Genomic DNA, 14,095 nt, shown 5'->3' on the forward strand with positions numbered 1-14,095 from the left:
CCCCCCTCCCGCCCCGCCCCCGGGCCGGGACCCCGGGCCCCCACACTGGAGGTATTCGATGAAGTTCGCGAAGCTGGCCACCGCCGCGGTGAGCCTGGCTCTCGCCATGGGAGTGACGGCCTGTGGCTCCAGCGTCAAGACCGTCGACCAGGGCGCGTCGGGGGCGGCCTCCGCGGCGCCCGCCGACACCCTCGTCGGCGTCACCATGCCCACCAAGTCCTCCGAGCGCTGGATCCACGACGGCGACAACGTCAAGAGCGCCCTGGAGAAGCTGGGCTACAAGGTCGACCTGCAGTACGCGGAGAACGACATCCCCACGCAGGTCAACCAGATCGAGAACCAGATCACCAGGGGCGCCAAGCTGCTGATCGTCGCCTCGATCGACGGCACCGCCATCACCACGCAGCTCCAGCAGGCGGCCGACAAGAAGATCCCGGTGATCGCCTACGACCGGCTCATCCGCAACTCGCCGAACGTCGACTACTACGCCACCTTCGACAACTACAAGGTGGGCGTGCAGCAGGCGACCTCGCTGCTGGTCGGCCTGAAGCTGAAGAAGGAGGACGGCTCCGACGGCGACGCCAAGGGCCCGTTCAACATCGAGATCTTCGCCGGATCCCCGGACGACAACAACGCCACCTTCTTCTACAACGGCGCGATGGACACCCTGAAGCCGTACATCGACAAGGGCACCCTGGTCGTCAAGAGCGGCCAGACCGACTTCAAGACCGTCGCGATCCTGCGCTGGGACCCGGCCACCGCGCAGAAGCGCATGGAGGATCTGATCACCAAGTCCTACTCCGGCGGCACCGAGGTCCAGGGCGTGCTCTCCCCGTACGACGGCCTGTCCATCGGCATCCTGTCGGCGCTGAAGAGCAGCGGCTACGGCACCGCCGACCAGCCGTACCCGGTCGTGACCGGCCAGGACGGCGAGGTCGCCTCGGTGAAGTCGATCATCGCGGGCGAGCAGTACGCGACGATCTACAAGGACACCCGCGAGCTGGCCGCGATCACCGTCCAGATGGCCGACGCCGTGCTCAAGGGCGGCAAGCCCGAGGTGAACAACACCAAGGACTACGACAACGGCAACAAGGTCGTCCCGTCGAACCTGCTTGACCCCGTGATCGTCTACAAGGACAACTACAGGAAGGTCCTCGTCGACTCCGGCTACTACACCGAGGACCAGCTCAAGTAGGCGGCCGTATCGGTGCCATGACGACGGCACCCGGCCGGGTGCCCGCGGAGCGGGAAGGCAGTGCGGAGGCGGACGGCATGACCGACGACATACTTCGGATGCGCGGGATCACCAAGTCGTTCCCGGGCGTCAAAGCCCTGCGGGACGTCAACCTGGTGGTACGCAGGGGTGAGATACACGCGATCTGCGGGGAGAACGGCGCCGGGAAGTCGACGCTGATGAAGGTCCTGTCCGGCGTGTACCCCCACGGCTCGTACGACGGCGAGATCCTCTTCGACGGCGCGCCGTGCCGCTTCTCCGACATCAGGGACAGCGAGAAGCGCGGCATCGTGATCATTCACCAGGAGCTGGCGCTCAGCCCCCACCTGTCGATCGCCGAGAACATCTTCCTGGGCAACGAGCGGACCAGCCGTGGCCTGATCGACTGGAACCGGACGAACGCCGAGGCCGCCGAGCTGCTGGAGCGGGTCGGGCTGCGGGAGAACCCGGTGACGCTCTCGATGGACATCGGGGTGGGCAAGCAGCAGCTGGTGGAGATCGCGAAGGCGCTGTCCAAGCGGGTCAGGCTGCTCATCCTCGACGAGCCGACCGCGTCGCTCAACGACGAGGACTCGGCGCACCTGCTCGACCTGCTGCGCGGCCTGCGCGAGGAGGGCATCACCTCGGTGATCATCTCGCACAAGCTGAACGAGATCCAGGCCGTCGCCGACTCGACCACCATCCTGCGCGACGGCCGGACGATCGAGACCCTGGACATGAGGAACGACGAGGTCACCGAGGACCGCATCATCTCGGGCATGGTCGGCCGCGACCTCGAACACCGCTTCCCGCCACACGAGCCGAAGATCGGTGAGGAGGCGCTGCGGATCGAGGACTGGACCGTGCACAGTCCCACCCAGCACGGCCGCGTCGTCGTCTCCGGCGCCAACCTGACGCTGCGCCGAGGCGAGATCGTCGGCCTGGCCGGGCTGATGGGCGCCGGGCGTACCGAGCTGGCGATGAGCGTGTTCGGCCGCAGCTACGGGGTCGGCGTCTCGGGCCGCGTCTACAAGGACGGGCGGGAGATCCAGCTCCGCACGGTCGGCGAGGCGATCGGCCACGGGCTCGCGTACGCCACCGAGGACCGCAAGCGGTACGGGCTCAACCTGATCGAGGACATCAAGCGGAACGTCTCGGCGGCGGCGCTGACGAAGCTGGCCAGGCGGGGCTGGGTCGACGACAACAAGGAGTACCAGGTCGCCGACGGCTTCCGCGAGAGCATGAACATCAAGGCTCCCAGCGTGCTGTCGGTCACCGGGAAGCTCAGCGGCGGCAACCAGCAGAAGGTGGTGCTGTCGAAATGGATCTTCACCGACGCGGACGTGCTGATCCTCGACGAGCCCACCCGGGGCATCGACGTGGGCGCCAAGTACGAGATCTACTCGATCATCAACCGGCTCGCCGACCAGGGCAGGGCCATCCTGGTCATCTCCTCGGAGCTTCCCGAGCTGCTCGGCGTCTGCGACCGCATCTACGCCATGTCGGCCGGTCGCATCACCGGTGAGGTCTCCCGGGCGGAGGCCACCCCGGAGCGGCTCATGCAGTTCATGACCAAGGAAAAGGAGTAGGGAGCACGATGAGCAGCGGCCAGATCCCGGCACGTGAAGCCGCCGACCCCCCGGGAAACGCCGGAGCCCCGGAAAACACCGGAACTCCGGAAAACGCCGAACCCGAGGGAAAAACTGGGGTGCCGGGAAACACCGAACCCGGGGGAAAGCCTGGAGCACCGGGAAAGACCGGAGCACCGCCGCCGGACGGCGACCTCCTGGCGGTGCCCGCGACGTCGCCCGGCGGCCGTTTCTCCGTGAACCTGCGGCAGAGCGGCATCTACATCGCCTTCGCGCTGATCATCGTGCTGTTCTCCATCCTGACCGACGGTGAGCTGCTCAGCCCGCAGAACATCTCGAACATCATGGTGCAGAACTCCTACGTCCTGATCCTGGCGATCGGCATGATCCTGATCATCATCGCCGGGCACATCGACCTCTCGGTGGGCTCGGTGGTGGGGCTCACCGGAGCCATCGCGGCCGTACTGATGGTCGACATGGACGTGGCGTGGCCGCTGGCGATCCTCGTCACGCTGGTCACCGGCGCGCTGATCGGGGCCTGGCAGGGGTACTGGATCGCCTACTTCGGCATCCCGGCGTTCATCGTGACCCTGGCCGGAATGCTGATCTTCAGGGCGCTGACCCTGACCGTACTCGGCAACCAGGGCATCGGCCCCTTCCCCGACGAGGTGCGAACCCTCGCCAACGGCTTCGTGCCCGGCTTCCTCGGCAACATCGGCCTCGGCCCGCTCGGCGGTGCCGACCTTCTCACGCTGCTCGTCGGCCTCGCCACGGTGGCCGGGATCGCCGGTACGCAGTGGCGGGCCCGCCAGGCGCGGCTGGGTTACCGGCAGAAGGTCGACGCGCTGCCCCTGTTCCTCCTGAAGATCGGTGCCGCCTCCGCGGTGGTGATGGTCGTCGTCGTGCAGCTGGCCAGGTTCAAGAACCTGCCCTGGGTGCTGGTGCTCCTCGCGCTCCTCGTCCTGGGCTACACGCTCCTGACCAACCGCGCCGTCTTCGGCCGCCACATCTACGCCATCGGCGGCAACCTGAACGCGGCGAGCCTGTCGGGCATCAAGGTCAAGTCCGTCACGTTCTGGATCTTCGTCAACATGGGGGTGCTCGCCGCGCTCGCCGGGATCATCTTCGCCGGACGGCTGAACCAGGCGGGCCCGACGGCGGGCAACGGCTTCGAGCTGGACGCCATCGCGGCCGCGTTCATCGGCGGGGCCGCCGTCCAGGGCGGCGTGGGCAAGGTGGTCGGCGCGCTCACCGGCGGTCTCATCATGGCCGTGATCAACAACGGCATGTCCCTGATCGGCGCGCCCAGCGAGCGGGTGATGCTCTTCAAGGGCCTGGTCCTGCTCGCCGCCGTGGCCCTCGACGTATGGACCAAACGCCGCGCGGGCGCGACCCGCTGACCCGCCCTGTCGTTTCCTCCGCCCCCGTCCTGTTCCTCTCACCCTTGAGCGGGGCGGACCGGCTGGTGGTCACGGGTGTGGAGGTTCCCACCCGGGGTAAAGCGAGTGACCTCGACCGGTAAGAGGGGACACGGATGGCGATCGACTCGGTGGGCATGTGGATCGCGGTCATCGCGTTGGTGGTGGTGCTGCTCACCCTCGACTTCGTGGTGGCGGCACGCCGCCCGCACGCCGTGGGCATGCGCGAGGCCACCGCCTGGACGGTCTTCTACATCGGCGTGGCCATAGCCTTCGGCCTGGTCCTGTGGTGGCTGGCCGGGTCGGGGCTCGCGACGGAGTACTTCGCCGGATGGATGGTGGAGAAGAGCCTCTCCGTCGACAACCTCTTCGTCTTCGTCATCATCATGGCGCGCTTCTCGGTGCCCGAGGAGCACCAGCAGAAGGTGCTGCTCTTCGGCATCGCCACCGCCCTGGTACTGCGTGCCATCCTCATCGCGGTCGGCGCGGCGGCCATCGCCCTCTTCTCCTTCACGTTCCTGATCTTCGGCCTGCTCCTGATCTGGACGGCGATCCAGCTCGTACGGCACCGGAACCAGGACCCCGACGTCGAGAACAACCCCCTGATCCGCCGCGCGGGCAAGGTGCTGCCGGTCAGCGACGACATGCACGGCGGCAAGCTCGTCGCCCGCGAGGACGGCAAGCGGGTGGTCACGCCGCTGTTCGTGGTCTTCCTCGCCATCGGAAGCACCGACCTGCTGTTCGCCCTCGACTCCATTCCCGCGGTCTTCGGCGTCACCAAGCACCCGCTCATCGTCTTCGCGGCCAACGCCTTCGCGCTGCTGGGGCTGCGTGCCCTGTACTTCCTGATCGAGGGCCTGCTCGAACGCCTGGTCTACCTGTCGATCGGCCTGGCGGTCATCCTCGGCTTCATCGGCCTCAAGCTCATCCTGTCGTTCCTGCACGAGGACATCTCGAAGTCCTTCCCCGAGGTCCCCACCCCCGTCTCCCTGGGGGTGATCTTCCTGGTACTGCTGGTCACCGTCATCGCCAGCCTGCGGAGGGTACGCGCGCACCCGGAGGAGCGCGCGCACGCGGGCACCCTGCACCGGATGCGCCGCAAGGACGGCAAGAAGGGCCGGGACGGAAACGAAAGCCGTGGCCAGGAAGACCTCTCCGGCCACCGGGAATCCACCGACGACTGAGAGGCCCCCGGCGAACGGACACCCCGCCGACGAATCGCCGACAAGCGAACGCCTGACGAACGAATCCCCGGCAGACGGATCCCCGACGAGCCGATATCCCGCGAGCGGATGTCTGGTCGGCGAATCCCCGTCGAGCCGACGCCCGGCAGACGGGTCCCCGCGAAGCACCGCGCGGGTGGGGCGGCGGGGAGACGCGAGCAGCGGGCGGGCCGCCGATCAGGCCAGGCAGCGCAGCGCGGCCTTCAGCCTGCGGTCGAGGGGATGGTCGTCCGGCAGGCGGCCGACCGTCGCGTCCACGAACACCGGGACCGGCAGCAATTCGCTCACCCCGTCCGCGTCCACCCGGACCCCGTCGTCGAACAGCTCGACCCGAGCCTTCGAGTCCTGCTCGGCGAGCACGAACACTCCCACCCGCGCCCGCCACCGGGCCCGCTCCTCAGCCTCCCCCTCCGCGACGGGCACGCCGACGTCGTCGGCGTGGGTGGCGTACTCGGAGTCGTAGTGGAAGGTCTGCGGTCCCACCGGGTACGGCCCGGCGAAGGTCGATAGCGGGGCCTCGTAGCCGAGCGCGCGCATCCGTTCGCGCGTGTCCCCGTTCTCGCGCCGCCACTCCTGGAGCACCTCCTCGACCGGAAGGCCACGCCGTCTCTCCACGCACCACTCGTTGAAACCGTCGAAACCGCCGCCCACGCCCTCGCGCCGGAGCATCGCGCTGAAACCGCCGATGTCGTCGTCCAGGCAGGCGTGGTTGTACAGCTCCTCCCCCGCCAGGTGCCCGAGCACGTCCCGGACCGACCAACCGGCCGCCCGGGAGGGACGGTTCCAGCCCTCCGCGTCGAGTCCCGAGAAATAGCGGTCCAGGCGTTCCGCCTCGGCGTCGAAGATGTCGAACGGGTCGAGCCCCACCAGGGGATCCTTCGATTCGTTGGTCATGCCTCAGCCGTACCCGGAGAACGGCGGACCTCCCCTGCCGACCCCGCGCGTCGTCTCCCTGGTCCGGGCGCGGGCGAGATGGCATCGATCGGTTCGCTCTCTTGTCTCGTGCGCGGAGGCGGAGACGGGCGCGGACACGGAGGCGGAGACGGGTGAGGCCGCACCGGCCGTCCCCGAGCCGTGTGCCCACCGCGACGGACACCCGGGTTGACGCAACCATTTGATTGCCATATGTTGAGTAGCAACCAAACAGTTGCTACACGGAGGCGGACATGACATTCCCCGACCGGATCGAGCGCACACTCCAGCTGGCCCACCCCCCGGAGCGGGTCTGGGCGGCACTGACCACCGCCGAGGGCCTGGGCACCTGGTTCGGAAACCGCGCCGAGGTCGACCTGCGCGTCGGCGGCCAGGCCACGCTCAGCTGGGACAGCGGCGACACCGCCACCCTCACCATCGAGCGCCTCGAACCGCCGCGCGTCTTCGGCTACACCTGGCCGGTCTACGGCCTTCCCAGCGGGGATCCGCGACGCACCTACGTGGAGTTCACGCTGGAGCCCACCGGCACCGGCACCACGCTGACCATGGTCGAGAGCGGGTTCGCGCAGCTGCCGGACACCGGAGAGCACAAGGTGGCCTACTCGGGCAACACCGAGGGCTGGACGAACGAGCTGGACGAGCTGGGCGCGTACCTCGATGGACACGCCTGACCTGGAGGCGGTGGCGCAGGAGGTCTTCGCCGCCCTGGCCGACCCGAGCCGGCGAGAGATCCTCGCCGCGCTCGCGGCCCGGGGACCGGCCACCGCGACGGACCTCGCCGCCCAGCTGCCCATCACCCGGCAGGCCATCGCCAAGCACCTCGCCCTGCTGGCCGAGGCGGGGCTGGTGGTGGCCGAGCCGGGAGAACGGCGCCGGGTCCGCTACCGCCTGGACTCCGCACCCATGAAGGTGGCACAGCAGTTCCTCGCCGCACTCGCCCGCGACTGGGACGGCCCACTGGCCGCCCTGCGCGACCGGCTGAAGTAAGGACCGACACGACGCGACCGATTGAGGAAGAACCAGCGCGACCGGCTGAGGCAAGGAACCAGCGTAACTAGTCCTCGTTCTCGTCGTCGTTCTCGTCGTCCTCGTCGTCGTTCCCCCTGGAGTCGTGACGACGGGGTCCCGCGTCCCGGCCGTCCGGCTGGAAGACGAACCCGGAGTCGCGCAGGAAGTCGATGAGCGGCCCGTCGGAGGCGAGCCTGCCCCTGCGTCGCGCCTCGGACAGGTCCCGGCCGAGCCTGCGCAGTTCGTCGTTCGCCCTCTCGCCCTCGCCCCGCTGCAGGGCCTGGGCCGCCCTGGCGATCCTCTTGCGGATCTCGCGGGCCGCCCTGGAGTCGATCTTTCCCTGGCGTTCCTGGTCGGTGACCGCCCGGTGGAAGGCCGGTAGCAGTGTCTGCCATCCGGTCGCCGCCGGTGGCGACCGGATCGGTATCGGGGACGGTGCCACGGACGCGCTCCGCGAGACGGCCGGTGTGGGGGACGGCGACGCGGGCCGCTCCGGAGACCGCGTCTCGGACGGCGCCGCCTCCGCGATCGCGGACGGCACCCCCGTGGTGACCCGCCCGGCCGGGCCCGATGACACCAGCGCCCAGAGAACCGCCGCCACCACCAGGACGGCCACCGCGCCCAGCGCGACCGCGACGGGCCTCCCAAGCGCGGAGAGGACACCGGACCCGGGCGTGGAGGCCGCCCCCGGCGTGCCCACCGGCGGCACGGCACCGTACGTGGACGTGGACGTAAATGTGGACGTGGGCGCGGGCGCCTGCGCCGCGACGTCGCGAGCGGGCGGCGTGGGGCGGGCCGTCATACCGACCTGGCGGACCACCTCTCCCCCGGTCGGCCGCGCGGCGGGATCCTTCTCCAGCAGGGCGAGGACCAGTGCCTCCAGCTCCACCGGGACATCGGGCCGGTACCGCCGGAGCGGGTCCGGCCGGTCGCGGACGTGCCGGGAGATCACCTCCGTGGCCGGGCCGACGAACGGGGGCCGCCCGCACAGCAGCTCGTAGCAGACGCAGCCGAGCGCGTACAGGTCGGAGGCCGTGTCTCCCGGCTCGCCGAGGATCTGCTCGGGAGACAGGTAGGCGGCCGTGCCGATGACGCTTCCCGCCGAGGTCAGCCGCATCGCGGCCTCGGTCGCGACCCTCGCGGTACCGAAGTCGACGACCTTGAGCACGCCCCCCGCGCCCAGGTGCAGGTTCGCGGGCTTGACGTCGCGGTGCACGACCCCGGCCCGGTGCGCGGCGTCCAGCCCGAGCGCGGCCTGCCCGACCAGGTGGCACGTCTCGGACACGCTCAGCGGCCCCCGCCCGGCCAGCTCGGCGGCAAGGTCCCGGCCGGTCAGCAGCTCCATCACCAGGTACGGCCGATCCTCGTGCTCGCCCGTGTCGAGCACCGTCACCACGTTGGGATGAACGACGCGAGCGGCGGTCCTGGCCTCCCGGGCGAACCTCTCACGCGTCGCGGCGTCGGCCATCTCCGGTGACAGGATCTTGACCGCCACCGCCCAGCCCGGCCGCAGGTCGTAGGCGCGCCAGACCTCGCCCGTGCCGCCACGGCCGATCAGCTCGTCCAGCCGGTACCGGCCCGCGATCACGGCCGCTTTCCCCTCCCAAACGCCCACGATCCCCGCCATCAATTACGAGCCCGACAATTGGCACTCAACTATATGAGGGGACTTTCCGGCCGGTGGATATACGCCCCAAGTCCTCTCCCGGCCTTTCCCGTCCCGCCGATCCCACCGAGCCGCGCGTGCCTTCCGGCGAGGATTCTCGCTGATCAGGAGCGGCACGGGACCTCCCAGAAAAACAGGCCGTACACCGCGGTTCGCCCGAGGTGGTCCACGGGGAAGGCGGCTTCACCAGCCGGAAACCCTGGTCGGCATGACCGGGCAACCGGGAAAACACGGAGTCCCGGAGACGGGGTGCGCCTCCGGGACTTCGGTCGTGTCGCTCAGCCGGCGGTCGGCTGGCCGCCCGCCGCGTTCACCGGGCGGTAGGCGAGGGCGACGAGGCCGGTGTCGAACGTCGTGCTGTCGACGAGTTCCAGGCTCGCCGTGACGTTCTCCCCCCGGAACAGCCGCTGCCCCTGCCCGACGATGACGGGCGAGACCAGGAGCCGATACTCGTCGAGCAGGCCGTGCTCCATGAGCGTGTCGGTGAGCTGACCGCAGCCCCAGATCATGATGTTCCCGCCGGGCCGCTTCTTCAGCTCGGTCACCGTGGCGACGAGGTCGTCACCGTGGATGATGGTCGAGGGCTCCCACTCGGCCTTCTCCAGGGTGGAGGAGACCACGTACTTCTCGATGCTGTTCACGTGGTCGGCGTAGGGGTTGCTCCTGCCGGGCCAGGCCTGGGACATGCCCACGTAGGTGACCCGTCCCAGCAGCAGGGTGTCGCTGGTGAGCACGAGGTCCATGGAGTACTTCTGCACCTCCTCGTTCGCGTACGGCATGGACCACAGGTGGGGGTTGTCGATGAAGCCGTCGAGGCTGACGTGGGTCTTGGCGATGATCTTCCGCATGATTTCCTCCGTGTCGTTCACGTTAGACAGATTCAGATGGTTCAGGTGACGTACGGGCTCCTGGTCCGGGCGTCGCGCAGGGCGCGGGCCCACCAGGCCAGCCGGTCGAGCGTGGTCTTCACCGCGGTGTTGCACTCCGCGGTGGCCTTGGGCCAGGTGCCGTCGGTGGCGAACAGGTCCCAGTAGCGGGGAAGGGTGACGGCGTCGCGGATGGCCACGGCGTGCAGTTCGGTGAAGACCTGGCGGAGCTGGTCGACCGCGTGCAGGCCACCGGAGTCCCTGCCGTAGGCGACGAAGGCGACGGGCTTGGCCTGCCACTCCTCGTAGTACCAGTCGATGGCGGTCTTCAGCGGGGCGGGGAAGCTCCGGTTGTACTCGGGGGTGACCACGACGAAGGCGTCGGCCGCCGCCAGTCTCGGCGCCAGGGCCGCCACCTCGGCGGGGACGGGCCCGTCCTGGTCGTTGAGGGTCTGCGGCAGGCAGGTCTCGGCCAGGTCGATCAGGTCGACGTCCAGATCGCCGCGCCTGCGGGCCCTGGCGGTGAACCAGCCCGCCACGGTGGGCCCGAACCGGCCGTCGCGGGTGCTCCCGATGATGACCGCCAGCCGCAGCCGACCGTCCTCCGGCGTCTCCGTCATCCCCGTACCTCCCTCGTGTCCCGCTCCGTTCGGCGTGTCCTCAGCATGTCGCACCCCCTTTACGGAAAAGCTCCCGCCGTTTTACGGCCGGGCCGGGGAGCGCGAAAATCCGTCGAAAGACAGTTGGTACGCGGGACTATCGTGGCCTTCATGCGTTTTGGGGTGCTTGGGCCGCTGGCCGTGTGGACGACCGGTGGCGAGCCGGTGGCGATCCCCGGGCTGAAGGTCCGTACCCTGCTGGCCGACCTCCTGGCACACGAGGGACGCCCGGTGCCCGCCGACCGGCTGATCGACGACCTGTGGGGCGACGACCCGCCCGGCAACCCGGCCGGAGCCCTGTCGGCGAAGGTGTCGCAGCTGCGCAGGGTGCTGGAGGACGCCGAACCCGGCTGCCGGGACCTGGTCGTCCGCCATCCCGCGGGCTACGCGGTGCGGGCCGAGACCGACGCGGCCGGTTTCCTGCGGCTGCTCGGCGAGGCGGGCCTCGCCGCGGATCCACCGGCCAGGGCGGCGTTGCTGGCCGACGCGCTGGCGTCGTGGCGCGGTCCCGCGTTCGCCGACTTCGGCGACGAGCCGTTCGCGCGCCCCGCGATCACGCGGCTGGAGGAGCGGTGGCTGACCGCGCAGGAGGACCGCGCGGAGGTACGGCTGGAGCTGGGCGAGCACGTCCGGCTCGCGGGAGAGCTGGGCGACCTGCTCACCGCGCACCCCCTCAGGGAGCGGCTGCGCGCCGCGCACATGCTGGCCCTGTACCGGTCAGGGCGGCAGAGCGAGGCGCTGGACAGCTACGAGGAGCTGCGCGTCCTGCTCGCCGACGAGCTGGGCCTGGATCCGGGCGCCGACCTGGTCGCCCTGCACCGGGCCGTCCTCACCCAGGACCCGGCACTGGCCGCGCCCGGGTTTCCGCCGGACCGGCCCGGCACCAACCTTCCCGCGCCCCTCACCGACCTGATCGGCAGGGAGGAGGCCGTCACCGGGATCCGCGCCCTGCTGCGGGCGGAACGGCTGGTGACGCTCACCGGTCCCGGCGGCGTGGGCAAGACCCGCCTGGCGATCGAGACCGCCAGGCACCTGACCGGCGCGGAGGGGAGCCCCCCGGACCCCTCCGGCCTCGTACGCGACGGGGTGTGGCTGGTCGAGCTGGCCGCTCTCGACCGCCCAGGCGACGCGGACGCGGTCCACCGGCTGGCCGAGACGATCATGGCGGTGCTGGACGTCCAGGACACCGCGGGCGCCTCGGGACCGGTGACCGCCGCCGACCGGCTCACCGAGGCGCTGCGCCCCCGGCGGCTGCTGCTGGTGCTGGACAACTGCGAGCACGTCGTCGAACCGGTCGCCGAGCTGGCCGGGCCGCTGCTGCGCGCCGCCCCGGGACTGCGGATCCTCGCGACCAGCCAGGAGCCGCTCGCCCTGCCCGGCGAGGTGGTCTGGAGCGTCCCGCCGCTGGAGGTGCCCGGCCGGACCGCCGACGACATCCCCACGCTGGAGCGGACGGGTTCCGTACGGCTGTTCGTGGCACGCGCGTCCGCGGCGACCCGGGGTGCCCAGAGGTTCGTCCTCGACGCGGACACCGCCCCGGCGGTCGCGGCGCTGTGCCGCAGGCTGGACGGCATCCCGCTGGCGCTGGAGCTGGCCGCGACGCGGGTCCCCGCCCTCGGGGTGCACGGCCTCGTCGCCCGTCTCGACGACCGGTTCAGGCTGCTGGCCACCGGGCACCGAGGCGTCCCGCCGCGCCAGCAGACCCTGACGGCGATGATCGACTGGAGCTGGGAGCTGCTGACCGGTGCCGAGCGCGCCGTCCTGCGCCGCCTCGCCGTACACGCCGACGGCTGCTCCTTGGAGGCCGCCGAGGCCGTCTGCGCGGCGGACGACCTCCCGTCCGAGGACGTGCTCGACCTGGTGGCACGGCTGGTGAACCGGTCGCTGGTGGTGATGGTGGACGGCCCCGACGGGCCGAGGTACCGGTTGCTGGAGTCGGTGGCCGCGTACTGCGTCGAGCGCCTCCAGCGGTCCGGGGAGTACGAGCGGGTGCGGCGGCGGCACCTGCGCCACTACACCGGCCTCGCCGAGCGGGCCGAGCCCCACCTCTACGAGGCGGACCAGCGGCGCTGGCTGCGGCGCCTCGACTCCGACGCCGCGAACCTCCGCGCCGCGCTGAACGCGGCCGTCAGGGACGGCGACGCGGACGGCGCGCTGCGCCTCGTCGGCGCGATGGCCTGGTACTGGTTCCTGCGCGGCCGGTTGACCGAGGCCCACCGATCCCTGACCGCGGCACTGGCCGTCCCCTACGAATCCTCCGATGCCGTCTTCTCATCCGACGAATCCCCCGGCGCTGTCTCTCCGGTCGGCGGGTCCGGGGGCGTCCCGTTCGCGGCGCTCCGGGCCAAGGCTCTCACCTGGAGGGCCGCCATCGGGTTCCTCCGCGGTGACGTCGCCGTCGCCGACCGGGAGCGACTCCGCCGGGCCGCCCTGGAGGCGTACGAGGACGCGGGCGATCCCGGCGGGCGGGCCAGGGCCTGGTGGATCCTCGCCTACGCGGGAATCGACCTCGGCGACCTGTCCGCCGCCGGGGAGCTGCTGGACCGGGCGCTCCCCGCCTTCGAGGCACTCGGCGACCGGTGGGGAACGGCCGCGGCCCTCGCCCTCCGGGCCAAGCTCGCGCACGTACGCGGTGACCTGGACGGGCTCGCACGCGACGGCGAGCGCAGCGCGCGGATCTTCGGCGAGCTCGGCGAGCGCTGGGGGCAGCTGGAGTCCGGCGGCTGGCTCGGCGCGCTGGCCGAGATGACCGGCGACCTCGACCGGGCCGAACGGCTGCAGCGCGACGGCATGCGCCTGGCCGAGGAGCTCGGGCTGTGGACGGAGTTCGCCGGGCGGCTGGGCTGGCTGGGCTGGATCGCGCTGCAGCGCGGCGACTACGCGCGGGCGGCGGAGTCGAGCGAGAGGTCGCTGCGGCTCGCCGTGGAACAGGGCCACCAGGCCGGGCAGACCTTCGCCCGGATGGGGCTCGCCTTCGCCGCGCGCAGGGACGGCCGCCTCGACGTCGCGGAGACCCACCTGCGCGACGTGCTGGACCGTACCCCTCCCGACGCCGGGGAGCCGCCGCCGTACCTCCCGATGATCATGACCGAGCTGGGCTTCGTCGCCGAGCAGCGCGGTGACGCGGCGGCGGCCCTCGGCCTGCACCTCTCGGCCCTCGATCTCGTGGCCAGGCTCGACGGGACCCGGGAGATGACGGTCGCCGTGTACGGCCTGGCCGGGGCCCTGGCCGTCGCCGGGCACCACGACCGCGCCGCCCGCCTCCTGGGCGCGGGCGCCGTGGCCCTCGCGTCGGGCTCCCTGCCCCCGACCCCCATCGAGAGCGGCGACGTCGGCCGGATCACCGCGCGGGTCCGCGACGCGCTGGGCGAGGAGCGCTTCACCGCCGAGTCCGGGCGCGGCGCCGCGCTCACCCCCGAGCAGATCAGGTCCCTGGCCGTCCTGCCGGAGGCGGACCGGCGGTCACCGGAACCGAGGGCGGTCTCCTGAGGCGTTCCCGCCTTGGCGAATAAATCAACTT

Annotated in this window: 11 protein-coding genes; 7 read left to right on the plus strand and 4 right to left on the minus strand. The window is 70.9% G+C overall.

Going from position 1 to position 14,095, the window contains the following annotated elements; translation table 11 throughout:
* Positions 1-58 precede the first annotated feature (58 nt).
* The 4 genes from chvE (at position 59) to ACW9TB_RS28880 (ending at position 5,404) form a co-directional block, all read left to right on the plus strand.
* Positions 59-1,195, plus strand: a complete 1,137-nt coding sequence (chvE, locus tag ACW9TB_RS28865; RefSeq protein WP_472751222.1) for a multiple monosaccharide ABC transporter substrate-binding protein — start codon at positions 59-61, stop codon at positions 1,193-1,195.
* Positions 1,196-1,272: 77 nt separating this feature from the next.
* Positions 1,273-2,802, plus strand: a complete 1,530-nt coding sequence (mmsA, locus tag ACW9TB_RS28870) for a multiple monosaccharide ABC transporter ATP-binding protein (protein WP_472751321.1) — start codon at positions 1,273-1,275, stop codon at positions 2,800-2,802.
* Between the two features lie 203 nt (positions 2,803-3,005).
* On the plus strand, positions 3,006-4,202 hold the full coding sequence (gene mmsB / locus ACW9TB_RS28875; protein ID WP_472751223.1) for a multiple monosaccharide ABC transporter permease: 1,197 nt from the start codon (positions 3,006-3,008) through the stop codon (positions 4,200-4,202).
* A gap of 134 nt (positions 4,203-4,336) precedes the next feature.
* A complete protein-coding gene (locus ACW9TB_RS28880) occupies positions 4,337-5,404 on the plus strand; it encodes a TerC family protein (RefSeq protein ID WP_472751224.1) in 1,068 nt (355 codons plus the stop codon).
* Between the two features lie 216 nt (positions 5,405-5,620).
* On the opposite strand, the gene ACW9TB_RS28885 is transcribed toward ACW9TB_RS28880, so the two are convergent.
* The gene (locus tag ACW9TB_RS28885) at positions 5,621-6,337 is read right to left on the minus strand and encodes a maleylpyruvate isomerase family mycothiol-dependent enzyme (RefSeq protein WP_472751225.1); all 717 of its coding nucleotides are present in this window, start codon (positions 6,335-6,337) and stop codon (positions 5,621-5,623) included.
* A gap of 272 nt (positions 6,338-6,609) precedes the next feature.
* On the opposite strand from ACW9TB_RS28885, the gene ACW9TB_RS28890 reads away from it, so the two are divergent.
* Positions 6,610-7,047, plus strand: coding sequence for an SRPBCC family protein (locus ACW9TB_RS28890; protein WP_472751226.1), 438 nt, complete (start codon positions 6,610-6,612; stop codon positions 7,045-7,047).
* Entirely contained in the window at positions 7,034-7,363 is a 330-nt protein-coding gene (locus ACW9TB_RS28895; protein ID WP_472751227.1) for an ArsR/SmtB family transcription factor, read from the plus strand. The genes ACW9TB_RS28890 and ACW9TB_RS28895 overlap by 14 nt, the downstream gene beginning before the upstream one ends.
* Positions 7,364-7,430: 67 nt before the next feature.
* Here ACW9TB_RS28895 and ACW9TB_RS28900 read toward each other — a convergent pair whose 3' ends face one another.
* From ACW9TB_RS28900 to ACW9TB_RS28910, 3 genes are all read right to left on the minus strand, one after another.
* Complete coding sequence (locus ACW9TB_RS28900; RefSeq protein ID WP_472751228.1) at positions 7,431-8,972, minus strand: serine/threonine-protein kinase; 1,542 nt, start codon at positions 8,970-8,972, stop codon at positions 7,431-7,433.
* A gap of 356 nt (positions 8,973-9,328) precedes the next feature.
* On the minus strand, positions 9,329-9,898 hold the full coding sequence (locus ACW9TB_RS28905) for a dihydrofolate reductase family protein (RefSeq protein WP_472751229.1): 570 nt from the start codon (positions 9,896-9,898) through the stop codon (positions 9,329-9,331).
* Between the two features lie 41 nt (positions 9,899-9,939).
* On the minus strand, positions 9,940-10,536 hold the full coding sequence (locus tag ACW9TB_RS28910) for an NADPH-dependent FMN reductase (protein ID WP_472751230.1): 597 nt from the start codon (positions 10,534-10,536) through the stop codon (positions 9,940-9,942).
* A gap of 150 nt (positions 10,537-10,686) precedes the next feature.
* On the opposite strand from ACW9TB_RS28910, the gene ACW9TB_RS28915 reads away from it, so the two are divergent.
* On the plus strand, positions 10,687-14,064 hold the full coding sequence (locus ACW9TB_RS28915) for an AfsR/SARP family transcriptional regulator (RefSeq protein WP_472751231.1): 3,378 nt from the start codon (positions 10,687-10,689) through the stop codon (positions 14,062-14,064).
* Positions 14,065-14,095: the final 31 nt, after the last annotated feature.

The organism is Streptosporangium sp. H13245, assembly GCF_055690525.1.